The organism is Butyricimonas sp. DFI.6.44 (assembly GCF_022132345.1).
In the GTDB taxonomy this organism is placed as follows: domain Bacteria; phylum Bacteroidota; class Bacteroidia; order Bacteroidales; family Marinifilaceae; genus Butyricimonas; species Butyricimonas muris.
This window is the reverse complement of sequence record NZ_JAKNJD010000001.1, coordinates 203,089-218,678: the sequence shown is the minus strand read 5'-3', so window position 1 is coordinate 218,678 and position 15,590 is coordinate 203,089. Positions and strand designations below refer to the sequence as shown.

At 46.3% G+C, this 15,590-nt stretch carries 14 protein-coding genes; 9 read left to right on the top strand and 5 right to left on the bottom strand.

What is annotated here, in order from left to right; genetic code table 11:
* Nucleotides 1–226 precede the first annotated feature (226 nt).
* Both L0M98_RS01030 and L0M98_RS01025 read left to right on the top strand, forming a co-directional pair.
* The gene (locus tag L0M98_RS01030) at nt 227–811 is read left to right on the top strand and encodes a TetR/AcrR family transcriptional regulator (protein ID WP_227214634.1); all 585 of its coding nucleotides are present in this window, start codon (nt 227–229) and stop codon (nt 809–811) included.
* A gap of 18 nt (nt 812–829) precedes the next feature.
* Nucleotides 830–1,783 carry a 3-oxoacyl-ACP synthase III family protein gene (locus L0M98_RS01025; RefSeq protein ID WP_227214633.1) on the top strand — a complete coding sequence of 318 codons (954 nt, stop codon included), beginning with the start codon at nt 830–832 and terminating at the stop codon, nt 1,781–1,783.
* Nucleotides 1,784–1,855: 72 nt separating this feature from the next.
* Here the strand turns inward: L0M98_RS01025 and L0M98_RS01020 are convergent, their stop codons facing one another.
* Genes L0M98_RS01020 through L0M98_RS01010 form a run of 3 tightly spaced genes read right to left on the bottom strand, consistent with a single transcriptional unit; the run spans nt 1,856 to nt 4,544 of the window.
* Complete coding sequence (locus tag L0M98_RS01020; protein ID WP_227214632.1) at nt 1,856–2,380, bottom strand: tetratricopeptide repeat protein; 525 nt, start codon at nt 2,378–2,380, stop codon at nt 1,856–1,858.
* Complete coding sequence (locus tag L0M98_RS01015; protein WP_227214631.1) at nt 2,377–3,762, bottom strand: NfeD family protein; 1,386 nt, start codon at nt 3,760–3,762, stop codon at nt 2,377–2,379. Before L0M98_RS01015 ends, L0M98_RS01020 begins: the two co-directional genes overlap by 4 nt.
* Nucleotides 3,759–4,544, bottom strand: a complete 786-nt coding sequence (locus L0M98_RS01010; RefSeq protein WP_227214630.1) for an EI24 domain-containing protein — start codon at nt 4,542–4,544, stop codon at nt 3,759–3,761. The genes L0M98_RS01015 and L0M98_RS01010 overlap by 4 nt, the downstream gene beginning before the upstream one ends.
* A 426-nt stretch (nt 4,545–4,970) precedes the next feature.
* Between L0M98_RS01010 and purB the strand changes: the two genes are divergently transcribed.
* The 3 genes from purB to L0M98_RS00995 are packed head-to-tail and all read left to right on the top strand — an operon-like array spanning nt 4,971 to nt 9,022.
* Complete coding sequence (gene purB / locus L0M98_RS01005; RefSeq protein WP_099292345.1) at nt 4,971–6,311, top strand: adenylosuccinate lyase; 1,341 nt, start codon at nt 4,971–4,973, stop codon at nt 6,309–6,311.
* A 9-nt stretch (nt 6,312–6,320) separates the two neighbouring features.
* The gene (locus L0M98_RS01000; RefSeq protein WP_099292344.1) at nt 6,321–8,144 is read left to right on the top strand and encodes an ABC transporter ATP-binding protein; all 1,824 of its coding nucleotides are present in this window, start codon (nt 6,321–6,323) and stop codon (nt 8,142–8,144) included.
* Nucleotides 8,145–8,146: 2 nt separating this feature from the next.
* Nucleotides 8,147–9,022 carry an NADPH-dependent 7-cyano-7-deazaguanine reductase QueF gene (locus tag L0M98_RS00995; protein ID WP_099292343.1) on the top strand — a complete coding sequence of 292 codons (876 nt, stop codon included), beginning with the start codon at nt 8,147–8,149 and terminating at the stop codon, nt 9,020–9,022.
* A gap of 48 nt (nt 9,023–9,070) precedes the next feature.
* On the opposite strand, the gene L0M98_RS00990 is transcribed toward L0M98_RS00995, so the two are convergent.
* Complete coding sequence (locus tag L0M98_RS00990; RefSeq protein ID WP_099292342.1) at nt 9,071–9,259, bottom strand: hypothetical protein; 189 nt, start codon at nt 9,257–9,259, stop codon at nt 9,071–9,073.
* A gap of 342 nt (nt 9,260–9,601) precedes the next feature.
* Here L0M98_RS00990 and L0M98_RS00985 point away from each other — a divergent pair, with 342 nt between their 5' ends.
* A complete protein-coding gene (locus L0M98_RS00985) occupies nt 9,602–9,928 on the top strand; it encodes an MGMT family protein (RefSeq protein WP_227214629.1) in 327 nt (108 codons plus the stop codon).
* A 491-nt stretch (nt 9,929–10,419) separates the two neighbouring features.
* Here the strand turns inward: L0M98_RS00985 and L0M98_RS00980 are convergent, their stop codons facing one another.
* Nucleotides 10,420–10,986: a hypothetical protein gene (locus tag L0M98_RS00980; RefSeq protein ID WP_227214628.1), complete on the bottom strand. Its 567-nt coding sequence runs from the start codon at nt 10,984–10,986 to the stop codon at nt 10,420–10,422.
* Nucleotides 10,987–11,914: 928 nt separating this feature from the next.
* Here L0M98_RS00980 and L0M98_RS00975 point away from each other — a divergent pair.
* The 3 genes from L0M98_RS00975 (at nt 11,915) to nrfA (ending at nt 15,588) form a co-directional block, all read left to right on the top strand.
* Complete coding sequence (locus L0M98_RS00975) at nt 11,915–12,847, top strand: IS1595 family transposase (protein ID WP_227214971.1); 933 nt, start codon at nt 11,915–11,917, stop codon at nt 12,845–12,847.
* A gap of 657 nt (nt 12,848–13,504) precedes the next feature.
* Nucleotides 13,505–14,095 carry a cytochrome c nitrite reductase small subunit gene (gene nrfH, locus L0M98_RS00970; protein ID WP_186975296.1) on the top strand — a complete coding sequence of 197 codons (591 nt, stop codon included), beginning with the start codon at nt 13,505–13,507 and terminating at the stop codon, nt 14,093–14,095.
* 14 nt (nt 14,096–14,109) lie between these two features.
* Complete coding sequence (gene nrfA, locus L0M98_RS00965; protein ID WP_227214627.1) at nt 14,110–15,588, top strand: ammonia-forming cytochrome c nitrite reductase; 1,479 nt, start codon at nt 14,110–14,112, stop codon at nt 15,586–15,588.
* The last annotated feature ends 2 nt before the right edge of the window (nt 15,589–15,590 follow it).

Genomic DNA, 15,590 nt, shown 5'->3' with positions numbered 1-15,590 from the left:
AAGTTCATAAAGTTTATAAGGTTTATAAAGTTATTGCCCCCTGCGGGGCACTATACTAACGGCAGCATGAGCTGCCGTTTTAATCTTGTTCAAAGGACACCCGTCACTTTATGAACTTTATAAACCTTATGAACCTTATAAACCGGGAAAACTTGTTTTCCCTTAATTTTGCATATCCCGAATTATTGATTATAATTGCACACTTTTTCCAATTTGTGAAATTAAAATGAGAACAAGCCTACGAATAACGAAAGATAAAATACTCAACGTGGCACAAAAATTGTTCATCGAGATGAGTTTCTACGGGACCACGATGAAAGATATCGCCAACGCCGCCAAGATTAGCAGGCGTACCTTGTACACGCATTTTAACAGCAAGGAAGAGATTTTTAACCACATCGTGGATCAAAGAATAGTATTGATAAACCAAAAACTGGAACAGGCAGTACGCACGGCCTTGCCCGCCGACAAACGGTTGAAGTTATATATAAAGGAACGGTTCAATTTAATCGCGGAACTCATAGGTGGAAGCCTGCCGATCAAGGAAACTTTTTTACACAACAACAGTAAAATCGATATCTTGAGAAAGAATATAGACAAACAGGAGATTGAACTTTTGTACGCCATCTTAAAGGACGGGGCGGATAAAGGGATATTCTCGATCAAACAACCCAGACGTCTGGCAAACTCGCTGCAATCCGTTTTTAAAAGCCTTGAATTTGGTTTTATCCGGGAATATGATCATCGACCAAACCCTCAAATTATCAACGAGTATATTAATATATTATTTCACGGGATTATCAAAAAGTAATCACAACACATTATAAAAATGGATCTATATATCAACGCCATAGCACATTACATACCGGAAGCGAGAGTTCCCAATTCCTATTTCAAGGACGTGAACGGTCTGGACGATGAATGGATATTCAGCAGAACGGGAATCAAAACCAGAAGCAAAGCGGGAGAAGGCGAAAACACGAATACCATGGCTCTCGAAGCCGTGGCAAGGCTGAAAGACAAGCTGCCTTTCGCCATCGAGGACACCGATCTGGTGGTGGCTGCCACGTATTCCCCGCATGACACCGTTGCCACGGCGGCTCACGCCATCCAGCGGGCGTACACGACGCGGGCGGCAAAATGCCTGAGTGTTTCCTCGGCTTGTTCGTCATTCATCAACGCCATCGAGATCGTGCAAGGGTATTTCGCCATGGGCAAGGCGACGAAAGCTATCGTGGTCGCCTCCGAGCATAACACGGAATACAGCAACGAGAGTTGTCCCCAGAGCGGTCACCTGTGGGGTGACGGTGCTATCGCCATCGCTATATCCACTTCGCCGGAAGGTGAAAAAGCGGCGAAGATACTAGATATCTTCACGCGGGGACTGGGACATATCGGCAAGGCGGACACCGCCGTGTACCTGCGCCCGCACCACGGGGGCATCGGCATGCCGGAGGGACGCGACGTGTTTATCAATGCCTGCCACTACATGATCGAGGGTTTGCAAGTAGTGACGGAAAGCAACGGCAAGACATTGGCAGACCTGAAATATATCGCCCCCCATCAGGCAAACAAACGAATCATGGCAACGATCGCCCGGCAAATCGACTTCCCGGAAGATCGTATCCTGTCGAACATCGGGGAAGTGGGCAACACGGGTTGTCCCAGTTGCGGCATCGCCCTCTCGCAAAACCTCGACCGGGTGGAGCGAGGCGACCTCGTGGGACTGACCGTTTTCGGCGGCGGGTACTCGTGCGGCGCGGTGTTGTTGGAATTTATTTGATTTATGATTTACGATTTCTTGATTTATGATTGAGTGATTCCCAAAACAATCATAAATCAAGAAATCATTGAATTACTCGTTCGACACGTCGTACCACATCCGGGCAAGCACGGTATCACGCTGTACGCCCAAACCGTATTCGTACATCACCCCCAAATTGTTAGAGGCTTCCCGTACACCCTTTACCGCTGCGGCGAGAAACCAACGCAAGGCTTTCGGCATGCTACATTTGCTTTCGTCTTTGAGATATTTGCTTTCGTCTTTGAGATATATCACGCCCAGACAGAATTGGGCTTCGGCAAACCCGTGTTCGGCAGCCAAACGCAACCAAGATTCCGCTTTCTTGTAATCCTTTTCCACTCCCGTGCCGCGGAAGTACATCATGCCCAAGTTGACATACGCCTCCGGAATGCTGTCCTTCGCCGCGATCAGGAAATACTTCTCAGCATCGGCATATTTCCCTTTATTGTAATAGCGTGCGGCTCGATTAAAAGTTTTTGCCGCACCGGCATCCTTGAACAAGGGATACGCGTACCACCCTATCATAAACGCCAGAACGACGTAAACGACTTTCTTCAAGCATCTGATTGGATTCATGGCACGAGCTTTTCCACGTAAACCTGTCCCGCCTGATACTTTATGATCTTTACTTTCTCCCCTTTTTGTATAAACACTCCCGTGTTGGAAACGGCATCATAAATGTCGTTACCGATTTCCACCTTACCCGCCGGGCGCAAGTCCGTGAATGTTACGCCCTCTTTCCCGACTTCTTCCTTCACGGTCATATCCACGCCCACGAATCCCTCCTCTACCCGCTGTTCCGCATGAAGGGCAAAGTTCAACCGACGGGAACCGAATAACTTGCGGCTTAACCAAATACTGCCGACGACGGAAATCAGAGAACAACTGATAACGAAGAACAGTGAACGGATGATTGCCCCCGCGAAATCGGGCAGAAATTCAAAGGTAAAGTTGTCAATGCCGGATAACGCCAAGGAACCCACGATGCAAAGAATGCCGAGTATTCCCGCCACGCCGAATCCCGGTATGACAAATATTTCCAGCAAGAGCAAGACAAGTCCCACGACGAACAAGATGATTTCCACGTAATTGGCAAACCCTTCCAAGTACAACGGCGCGAAGTAAAGCAAACATGCCGTGACGGCGGCAACCAGCGGGAAACCTACCCCGGGAGTCTGCAATTCAAAGTAAATGCCGCCGATGATAACCATGATCAGGAGTCCCTGTATAATCGGGCTGATCAGGAAACCGATCAACCGATCCATCGTCGTGGGGCGATATTCCCGCAACTCGTAATCCGTGACGCCCGCTTCCCGTATCACTTCCGGCACGCTCTCGGCGATTCCTTCACAATACCCGTGCTGTATCGCCTCGTGTGGCGTGAAAGTCAATATCTTGCCGCTGTCCGAAACACCTTCCACCGCCACACGCTCGTCCACCATCGCCTCGGCAATGCGCGGGTCGCGATGCCAGCGGACAACCGTCTTGCCGTTCTCCGTCACCGTATCTTTGCCGTGCGCCTGTGCCGTGGCGCGGATCATGGAACGCATGTACGACTGGTACTTGTCCGGCATAGCCTCTCCCGTCTGGTTGACCACAGTAGCCGCACCGATATTCGCCCCCTCCCGCATGTATATCTTGTCACAGGCGATGGAAATCAAAGCCCCGGCAGAAGCCGCGTTATTATCAATAAATACCCACACGGGTTTCGGGTAATTCAGGATCAGGCTGCGCAGGGAATCGGCGTATACCACCATTCCCCCGTAGGTATTCATGTGAATCAACACGTAATCGGCACGCTCCTCCGTGGCACGGTCGAACGATTTCTTGACCAGCCGCCAGATGCCCGGACCGATTTCGTCTTTTATATCCACCTTGTACACGATAGCCTTATTCCCCGTCGCGCTCGCGGAGAGAAGACAAAACAACAAACCGATGCAAAGCAACAATCTTTTCATTTCTCGACCTTTTTATTTAATGTTTCATTCACGACAACCGTCCCGGCGATTACCGATAATAAAGATACAAAACTACACGCCACTACCCGTATAAACGGGAGCATCAACGATAAGGTAAATACCGCCCCTATCGCGACGACCATTCCCGAATTGCGCCGCATATAGCGGACACTCTCCCGCACCCGGAAACGCTTCCTCTCCACGGCGTAATCCATGAAGGCGAAACCGTAGAAGTAGGCACTTACCCCGAACGTCAGCACCGGGGTGACCAACCCGACCAGCGGGATAAAAGAGAGGAAAAACAAGAGAACGGTCAATATAAATTGAAATATCATACAACGCAAGGAGATCACGATGCCCCGCCCGATTTCCCACATCAACTGCCCGAAACTGAACGGGTATTCCCGCCCGGAAAGACGCGCTTCCGTGCGCTCGGAAAGCCACGAGTAGACGGGCGACATCACGACCATCACCACGTACCCCCCGAAAGAAATAAACAGGATGTAGTACACGGCACGCACGAGCAACCGCACGATAAAACCTACTGTACCGGAAACCCAACTCAACCACGAAATGCCGGAAACCCAATCCATAACCTGCTGTTCCACCGTCTCGGAAAGTCCGCCCCCGATACAGGAAACAGCGTAATTCCCCGCCGCGAACAGCACGATAATTATCACGACCGGAAATAAAAGGAAATAACAGAAACGCCCGGAAAACAATAGTTTCACGGCTTCACCGTATGCCTTTATTCCTTTAGAAAATCCTTGGAAGAAGTTCATGTTCCGATTACCTTTAAAATTCGTGTAAATTTAAGGGATTTTTTTGATTTTTCCTAAGGGTGGAAGAGGGAGGGGGTATTCATTTTAGATTTTAGATTTTAGATTGAACTCCTCCGTCCGCTTCGCGTCCACCTCCTCTATAAACAGAGGAGGAGCTGGTGACATTTACCGAAGACGGTGAGTAATTCAGCTCTCCCTCTGTTTATAGAGGGAAACTGGCGAGTAAGCGAGGGTAACGGAGAAGCTTGCTTCTTTGTTACCGAGCGAGAGACAGTTCGAGACCGGTTTCCGGGCTCAATACCCCGGAGGGGGGAGGGAGTTCAAGATGACTTTTGCCACCCTCCTTTATAAACTTTACGAACCTCATAAACTTTACGAACTTTTTTGTACTTTCGCGAGAGAAACAATTAAAAATTAAAGTATATTATGCAAGCATTAACAGCAATTTCCCCTATCGACGGACGATACAGAGATAAAGTCGAAGGGTTGGCGAACTACTTTTCCGAGAGTGCCTTGATTCGTTACAGGGTGATGGTTGAAGTTGAATATTTTATCGCTCTCTGCGAGCTTCCATTGCCGCAATTAAAAGGATTCGATCACGCGCTGTTCGATAGCTTGAAAGATATTTACCTCGATTTCTCCGTGGAAGACGCGCAAAAGGTGAAGGACATCGAGAAAGTCACGAACCACGACGTGAAAGCCGTGGAATACTTCATCAAAGAGAAATTCGATCAATTGAACCTGCACGAGTACAAAGAATTTATCCATTTCGGACTGACCTCACAGGATATAAACAATACCTCTGTGCCCTGCTCTTTCCGGGATGCTATCCATGACGTGTATTACCCGCTCATCGACGAACTGATAGCGAAACTGGAAGAACTTGCCGAAGAATGGAAAGACGTGCCCATGCTGGCAAAGACTCACGGGCAACCGGCATCACCCACCCGCTTGGGGAAAGAGATAAAGGTATTCGTGTATCGCCTGAGCAAACAACTGGAATTGTTGAAGAAAGTAGCCTGCTCCGGGAAATTCGGCGGGGCTACCGGAAACTTTAACGCCCATACCGTGGCTTACCCGGAGATCGACTGGACGGAGTTTGCCAATAACTTCCTGACGCGAAAGCTGAAAATAGAGCGGGAACAATACACCACGCAAATCTCGAACTACGACAACTTTGCCGCCGTGTTCGACAACCTGCGCCGTATCAACACGATAGTGGTTGATTTGGATCGTGATTTCTGGACGTATATCTCCATGACTTATTTCAAACAGAAAATCAAAGCGGGGGAAGTCGGTTCGTCCGCCATGCCCCACAAGGTGAACCCGATCGATTTCGAGAACTCGGAAGGCAATCTCGGTATGGCAAACGCTATACTGGATCACCTGAGCAATAAATTGCCGATATCCCGCCTGCAAAGAGATTTGACGGACTCTACCGTGTTGCGTAATATCGGGGTGCCTTTGGCTCACACGGTAATCGCGTTCAAATCAACACTGAAAGGATTGAATAAATTGATTATCAACAAACCGGCGATAGAGGCAGACTTGGAGGAAAACTGGGCTGTCGTGGCGGAAGCCATCCAGACCATCCTGCGGCGAGAGGCTTACCCGAACCCGTACGAGGCGTTGAAAGCACTCACCCGCACCAACAGTAAAGTGACACAACAATCCATTGCCGAATTTATCGATACATTGGACGTGTCCCCCGAGTTGAAGAAAGCATTAAAACAAATCACTCCCTCCAACTACACGGGGAGATTATAAACGGAATACATGCGCGATTTTATCCAGATACTGAAAAGATTTATTCCTCCTTACAAGGCAAGGTTAACCAAGAATATACTATATAATATATTGCACGCCATATTCGGTTCGATGTCATTCGTGATATTGATACCCGTTTTGGGCATCCTTTTCCGGACGGAATCCGACGTGAAGGAATTGCCTGAATTCGCGATGAATATGACCACGCTGAAAAATATCCTGTACTACTATGTCACGTTAGGACGGGATACGATCGGACCAGTCACCACGTTACTGGTCGCGGGAGGCTTCTTCGCGTTGGCGGCTCTCTTCAAAACCGGGTTTTCTTACATGGCTTCTTACGAGATTATCTTTATCAGGAACGGGGTTGTCCGGGATATTCGCCGCATGATTTACCGGAAGATTTTATCGCTCCCGCTCCCCTTCTTCTCGGAAGAACGCAAAGGGGATATCATTTCGCGCATGACGGGTGACGTGCAGGAAGTGGAAAACTCGATCATGAACTCGCTGGAAATGTTTTTCCAGAACCCTATATTGATATTGATTTACTTGAGCACGATGATTTTCATGAGTTGGCAATTGACCTTATTCGTACTGGTACTGTTGCCTGTCATGGGACTCCTGATCGGGAAAGTAGGTAAATCACTGAAGAAGAGATCGAAAGAGGGACAGGATAAAATGGGAGAAATCCTGTCCAATATCGAGGAAACACTCTCTGGTTTACGTATTATCAAGGCTTTTAACGCGGAGAAAAAGGTAGATCGGTCGTTCTCCAACTTGAACGAGGACTACCGCCGGATCATGAACAAATTGATGCGTCGGCGTTCACTCGCTCACCCGATGAGTGAATTTCTCGGAACGATCGTCGTGGTTATCGTGGTTTGGTTCGGGGGGTACCTTATCTTGAGAGATTCCCCGATCATGGAGGCTCAGGATTTTATCGCGTACATCGCGCTATTCTACTCTATCATCAACCCGGCAAAACAATTCTCCACGGCATTGTACAGTATACAGAAAGGACAGGCAGCCATGGATCGTATCGACCAGATACTTAACGCCGAATCCACGATAAAAGAGCCGGAGAACCCGAAGCCGCTGAAAGATTTTAACCGGCAGATTGAATACAAACACGTGAACTTTGCTTACCGTCAGGATCATCTGGTACTGAAAGACGTGACCTTAACCATCCCGAAAGGCAAGACTATCGCACTCGTGGGGCAATCCGGTTCGGGCAAGAGCACGTTTGTCGATCTTCTCCCCCGTTTCTACGACGTCGTGAAAGGAGAAATAACGATTGACGGTATAAATATCAAAGATACCTCTACTCAAAACCTGCGGGCATTGATGGGGAACGTGAACCAAGACCCGATCCTGTTCAACGACACGATATTCAACAACATCGCGTTCGGCGTGGAAACCGCCACTCCGGAAGAAGTGGAAAGAGCCGCCAAGATTGCCAACGCCCACGACTTCATCATGCAGACGGAAAAAGGTTACCAGACTAATATCGGTGACCGCGGCGGGAAATTAAGCGGCGGACAACGGCAGCGTTTAAGCATCGCGCGTGCCGTACTGAAGAATCCTCCGATCATGATTCTTGACGAGGCAACCTCGGCTCTGGATACCGAATCGGAAAAACTCGTGCAGGAAGCATTGGATAACCTGATGAAGAATCGTACATCCATTGTCGTGGCCCACCGCCTGTCGACGATCCGGAATGCAGACCTGATCTGCGTGTTCCACGAAGGAGAAATCGTCGAGCAGGGACGCCACGAGGAATTATTGGCACAGAACGGTATATACACGAAATTGTATAACATGCAAAACTTTTAGTCATGGGAATAGAAGCCAAGGTACTCGGGCAGCAAGTTGCCTACCCCACGGATTATTGCCCGTTGATTCTCGTTCCGGTTCCCCGTAGTCTGAACCGGGTGATATACGATATTCATCTCCCGGAAGAACTTTTCCGGGGATATGACACATGGCATGCTTACGAGGCAGGATTCTTAACCCAAAAAGGACTTCCCGTGTGCGGGGTGCTAAAGATCGTGTATTCGGCGGGCAGCCCGAATATAGTGGAGAGCAAGTCCTTAAAACTTTACCTCAATTCGCTCAACATGACCCGCCTCGGGGAAAACGTGGCAGAAGGGATTGACTTGTTTACCCGAATCGTGAAATCCGACTTGGAGCAAATTCTGGATACACGGGTAGATATTTCTTTCTTCCAACAGGAACCGGAAGAATTGTTTTTCGATTTCAACGGCTATGCCCTGCTGGAAAACGATAAAAACACGGAAGACCTGTCATTCACGGAATACGACGAAACCCCGGCTCTTCTGGAAGAAAACACGCCCGGTGAAGGTGAAATAAAGGTTTGCAGCCATTTATTGCGCAGTAATTGCAAGATCACGAAGCAACCGGATTGGGGAAGCATCTATATTCGAATGAAAGGTTCCCGCCTGCCGAACAACGCTTCCCTGCTAAAATACATCGTTTCCCTGCGGAACGAGAACCATTTCCACGAGGAAATCTGCGAAATGACGTACAAACGCTTATGGGATAAATTCAACCCGGAAATACTCTCGATAACGTGTATTTACACCCGCCGGGGCGGTATAGATATTTGCCCGTCAAGGGCGAACAAAGTAGAGTACCTGCCCGAATACATCCATGATCCGGAGGTACTTACCCGTAAATTGATGAGACAGTAAAAAAGGGCTGGCTTAATGAGAATATAGCCAGCCCCGTGCAACCAGCTCTCATACCCGGATATTCTCGATAATATTCAGGTCTCTCAGCTCGTTTAATATTTCATGCGTAACTCCGGTAATTCGAACTCGTTTACCATGTGCCAATTTATACACGTACCACGGGGTGGTATTGTACTTCTTGGCCAAACTGAAGTAAACCAGCTTATTCTTTGATCTAAACACTTTTAATATAATCATACACATTTCATTTAAAATAACACGCTTATTTATAGTGCAAATACATCCATCTTACTCCCTCTCGCCAGTAAAACACCAATTCAAATAAATACTAAAAAAAGAAGGTTTTATGCGATAGCTTTTATCCATGATAACCGGACAGTACTTTGATTCCGCGTGTATCATTCTATGTTTTGGAAATGAAGTAATTAAATACTTTTGATGACTGTTTGTTTTTTTAAATAGAAATCTTATATTTGCAGTATCAATAAACGTTCGTTAAATAATATTCGAGAAGCCCCATTAATTGGCTAGTATTGAATATATTTACTATCTTCACCCCGTGAACATGAATTGAATAATATGCCTGACAAGAGTACACGCGAAGAATTCTTCCCGGAAGTTTACGAAATCGTGAAACAAATCCCTTTTGGAAAAGTGCTTACCTACGGCGGTGTCGCCCGGTTAGCGGGCAGACCTCAATACTCCCGAATGGCCGGGCAAGCCATGTTCAACGCCCCGGCTGACCTGCATCTTCCCTGCCACCGAGTTGTAAATCACAAAGGGGGAATAGCCCCGAACTGGCCGGAACAAAAGGAATTGTTGATTGAAGAAGGCGTAACCTTCAAGAAAAACGGGTGCGTGGACATGAAGAAACACCGATGGAACACGGAGCTGTTACTGGAGTGAACATTGTTCGCCTTCGGCGAGTTGCAGGTTACAGGTTGCATTTGCCTTCGGCAAGTTACAGGTTGCTTCTCTAGCGTGCAAGACTGTATCTTAGCTCTCCCTCTGTTTATAGAGGGAGTACCCCGAAGGGGGGAGGGAGTTTTTTGATTCAGTGATTCAATAATTGTCGATTCCGTGATTTACGAAGCGTTGCTAGTGCGGCTAAAATCATTCAATCTAAAATCATTGAATCTCCTAATCAACAAACACCTCCGTCTGCTTCGCAGCCACCTCCTCTATAAACAGAGGAGGAGTTGGAATACTGTCATAAACGCTAGTGAAGCAACTTGCAACTCGCCGAAGGCGACTCTTCACAAGAAATTTATCAAAGTGTAATTTTGATTACACACACGTATTAATTAAGGCACTTATATACAATGTGACACTAGATATATACAAAATAGGATGCTCAATTTTCAAGCATCCTATTTTCACGTGACACGAGCAAGTTGTTAATAGAAAATGTAATCAGCGTTTAACGTTATCACGATAGCCGCTATGATCGCTAACACGATTACCCCTATACCGATATACATGTACATCGTTTTTCTTTGCTTGTCGAACGTTTCCCATGTAGATTTCTTGTTAACGAAAAACGCTACCATCGGGTCTTGAGGCGCGATAGAGTTTAACATCGCTAACCCGACGTCGAATTTTGATCTGGCAACGTTGGCATTCTTACTCGATTCTTTCAACCACATGTCCACGTAAGAAGACAGAGTTGTTAACGTCTTCACGATTTCATCCTTGTTATTACAGTTAAATTCGATGTTCATCATGCTTTCCAAGAATTTAGTTTCCTGTTCTTGTTTCATGATTTCGATCTTGTCATCATCCATCTCCTCGTCTTCCTCGTGCCACGCGCGTGCTGATCTGGCTTGTCCATGATTGATGTTAGCGTTCAAATTCTTGTTTGACCCGACCCTGAGATCGTCAGCATGTCTACCGTACAACTTGTTACCGAGAGCCTTGCCGGTTTTCTTGCCAAACTCGTTACTGAAATTATCCAAAAACCCCATGTCATAAAAGTTTAGGTTCCCCGACACCCCGAGAGGGAAGTTTTTTAACAAAAAGAGAGTGTGGGTATCGTGAACTTGTCTTATCTAACGAGGTTCTGACAAAACCGTGACCGTAAAACAAGCGACAATCCCCACACCTGTATGTGACACGCCAAGGCGTGTACAAGATGCGAGCATCAACTCGTTCCCCGGTCTAAAATTTGTCAGATTTCGTTAGAGGGAACAAACTCAAACACTCTCGTGTTCAAAAATAACATGTCCGCTCGATCAACATGGATCGAACAACGCGAATATAATCAATTTTTCAAACACGCTAGCGTTCATGCCACGAAAAAGGGGATCGTCGCTCACCCGCGAAAGTAATCTTTTATCCCGTGACACGGGGATTTTCAGCGGGTTTTATAATTCAAGAACGGGTGTCATGCATCACGAGAGAATAAATATCAATACACGAACTTGAAAAGTTAATACATGAGGAATAACTATTTTAAAATTGATACTATTCAAAAAAGCAAGAATGGTTTAATACACCAGCTCCTGACGCTGGCATCCGGAAGATACATTGGTGTTATATATCCCGCTAATGGTACAAAGACCAATAAGGTGGGGATTGTGAATCAAAAAATCTCCGTTTTTTAACCATTCTTGCAATACCGCAAAAGTATTCATAAATGAAAAAATCTCCAAAGATAATTGGAGATTTTTTTTTAATCAATATCATGAAGTGTTACTTTGGAGCGTGATACAAAGAGTCACGTGAAGGACAGGTTCTTTACATGTCTTTTTTCTTGAAATAATAAATTGACGGTTCTCGCGTTTACATCTCGAATCATCATTTAGATTTATTATCGCGCTGATAATGATGTAGATACTGGAAAATTAATGTATGTTTGTTATGCAAAACACGTTGATATTCAGTACAAAAGGAATGATAGATTTTAATGTGACATCGATTCAACAGTTAATCCGGGAATATTCCGACGAGCAAAAGTGCGTGGAGTTTCTCGAGAAAGCACGATGGGGAGATAAAGTCGTGTCACCTTTCGACCCGTCATCAAAGGTTTACAAGCTAAAGAACAACCGTTACAAGTGCAAGAATACAGGGAAAGTGTTCAATTCCCGTGTTGGAACAATCTTCTCTGGATCTAACATTAAATTATCATCTTGGTTCGTCGCGATATTTTTGTTCACGACACACAAGGGTGGAATATCATCTATGGAATTGCATCGGGAGATAGGTGTCACGCAGAAAACAGCGTGGTTCATGTGTCAACGCATGAGACAAGTTATCGTTTTCGAGAATGACAAAACACTCTACAACATAGTAGAGGTTGACGAGACTTTCGTTGGTGGCAAGAACAAGAACCGTCACGGGTGGAAGAAGGTGAAAGATTCCCAAGGACGCAGTTGCAAGGACAAGACACCGGTATTCGGGATGGTGGAACGTCAAAAGGGAAGAGTATCCGCTCACGTCGTTAAATCCACGAGCAAGGAAGACCTGCTCCCGTGTATTCAAAGAAACGTTGATATCACGGCGTGCGTCATGTCAGACGAGTGGATGGCTTACATGGATCTCGACAATATATACGATCACCTTTTCGTGAACCACGGGGAGAAACAATACGTGAACGGTGACGCCCACACGAACAACATCGAGAATTTCTGGTCGCAGTTCAAGCGTGGGGTAATAGGTGTTTACCGCAAGTTGAGCAATTACCACCTTCAACGCTACGTTGACGAGTTCGTGTTCAGGAGAAACACGTGCAAGTTCGCCACGGGTGACAGGTTCGTTTACTTGATAGAACACGTGGAAGGAAGCAGGTTACGGTACAAGGATCTTATCAAGGGAAAACATCAATAAAATAGTTATTAAAAAGCTATTTAACATCACGCCCACTATATCATGGATTACAAGGAAACACGATAATTGAACGTGTTCAAAGTAAAGGAAAGAACGAATTTAAAACAATGTGATAATAATATGTATAAAAATAATGAAATGCCGAGGGAATGTAAGATGTCAATTCTTAGAACCAACACCTTCTGTGCGGGAGAGATCTCCAATGTTCATGAACGTTTTCCCATTTTAAAAATCGGTAACGAACGTAACGTCGCACATGGACGGTTTTTTGTTTGACGATTATCACTCCTCGAGCAATGAGATCGTCGATTACATTATTCATTTTAATAAATTTTTAATGTTAGAAATCAACTTTATTATTGAAAATCATGCTGAGGGTGGGATAATTCGAAATTAAAAAAAAACGATAAACATTCCCCGACATTTCAAAGATCTTTAAAACGAAAAAAGTCCCGTCGTGCAACGAGACTTTTTCGTTCACGATTACAAAGGTAAACGGAAATTTAACAACGACAAAATCGTCCCGAGTAACGATCGATAATCAACCGCTATTTAGAACGATTCTATAATATAAAAACAAAAATTTCGTGGTTACATATTGTATATAAGTGCCTTAATTAATTCCGTATTTTTGTCTAAAATTATACCATATAGCAGATGAAACTGAAAGCCATAATTAATCGAGTATTACCTTCCCGCAGGTGGAAGATAGTATCTATCGTTTTACTGGGAGTGATCAGCGGAAGCGGTATGCTATTCCTTTACGTGCTGCGGGCACACACCTATCTGGGTGACGATCCGTCAGCCTGCGTGAATTGTCATATCATGGCACCCTATTACGCCACGTGGTTCCATAGTTCGCACAGCCGCGACGCTACCTGTAACGATTGTCACGTACCACATGACAACTTCGTGAAGAAATGGGTATTCAAAGGAATGGACGGGATGCGCCACGTGGCGGTCTATCTGGCGAAAGGTGAACCGCAAGTATTGCAAGCCATTCCGGAGAGTTCAAAAGTGATCATGAACAATTGCATCCGTTGTCACACGCAATTAAACACGGAGTTCGTGAAGACAGGGCGCGTTGACTACATGATGGCACAAGTCGGTGAAGGCAAAGCGTGCTGGGACTGTCACCGGGATGTTCCTCACGGCGGGAAAAACAGTCTTTCCTCTACCCCGGCGGCTCTGGTTCCTTACCCGGAATCCCCTGCCCCGGCTTGGCTAAAGAAATTAATGAAACAATAACAAACTAATTATATATGGAAAAGAAACTAAAATCATGGCAAGGATGGCTGTTGTTCGGGGGAACAATGGTTGTCGTTTTCGTATTGGGATTGCTCGTTTCAGCACTTATGGATCGTCAGGCTGAAATCGTGAGCGTTTTCAATAACAAGAAAGTCGAGATAAAAGGTATTGAAGCACGTAACGAGATTTTCGGGGAAAACTATCCCCGTGAATACAACACGTGGACGGAAACAATCAAGACGGATTTCAAGAGCGAATTTAACGGGAACGAGGCAGTGGATGTATTGGAACAACGTCCCGAAATGGTGATACTCTGGGCGGGATACGCGTTCTCCAAAGATTATTCCACTCCCCGGGGACACATGCACGCTATCGACGATATGCGTCATACCCTCCGCGTGGGCAGCCCCATGACTGCCGAGGAAGGACCGCAACCCGCTACCTGCTGGACATGCAAGAGCCCGGACGTGCCCCGCATGATGGAGGCTATCGGGGTTGAAAACTTTTACAGCAATAAATGGGCTGCCATGGGAAGCGAGATCGTGAACCCGATAGGGTGTGCCGATTGCCACGAACCGGAAAACATGAACCTGCATATCAGTCGTCCGGCTCTGCGGGAAGCATTTGCCCGCCAAGGCAAAGATATTGATAAAGCCACCCCACAGGAAATGCGTTCTCTGGTATGCGCACAATGCCACGTGGAATATTATTTCAAAGGCGACGGCAAATACCTAACTTTCCCGTGGGATAAAGGTTTCACGGTAGAAGACATGGAAACTTACTATGACGAAGCGGAATTCTATGATTACATACACGCGCTCAGTAAAACCCCGATCCTGAAAGCACAGCACCCGGATTACGAGATCGCCCAAATGGGTATTCACGGGCAACGGGGAGTATCTTGCGCCGATTGCCATATGCCGTACAAGAGTGAAGGCGGCATGAAATTCAGCGACCACCATATCCAAAGCCCATTGGCAATGATAGACCGCACGTGTCAGGTTTGTCACCGCGAAAGCGAGGAAACCCTGCGTAATAACGTGTACGAACGCCAACGCAAAGCCAATGAAACCCGTAACCGTCTGGAACAGGAACTGGCAAAAGCACACATCGAGGCAAAATACGCTTGGGACAACGGCGCTACCGATGAACAAATGAAAGAAAGTCTGAAATTATTGCGTCAGGCTCAATGGAGATGGGATTTCGGTGTAGCCTCTCATGGCGGTTCATTCCATGCGCCGCAAGAAATACAACGTATACTGGGTAATGGAGTTGACAAAGCGATGCAAGCCCGGTTGGCTATCTCTAAAGTATTGGCCAAGAACGGTCATTTGGAAAATGTTCCCATGCCGGATATCTCTACAAAAGAAAAAGCACAGGCATATATCGGGTTAGATATCAAGAAAGAAAAAGAAGCGAAAGAAAAGTTCATGAACACGATTGTCCCCCAGTGGCTCGCAAAAGCGAAGGAAAACGGGAGAGTAAGCATGTAAAA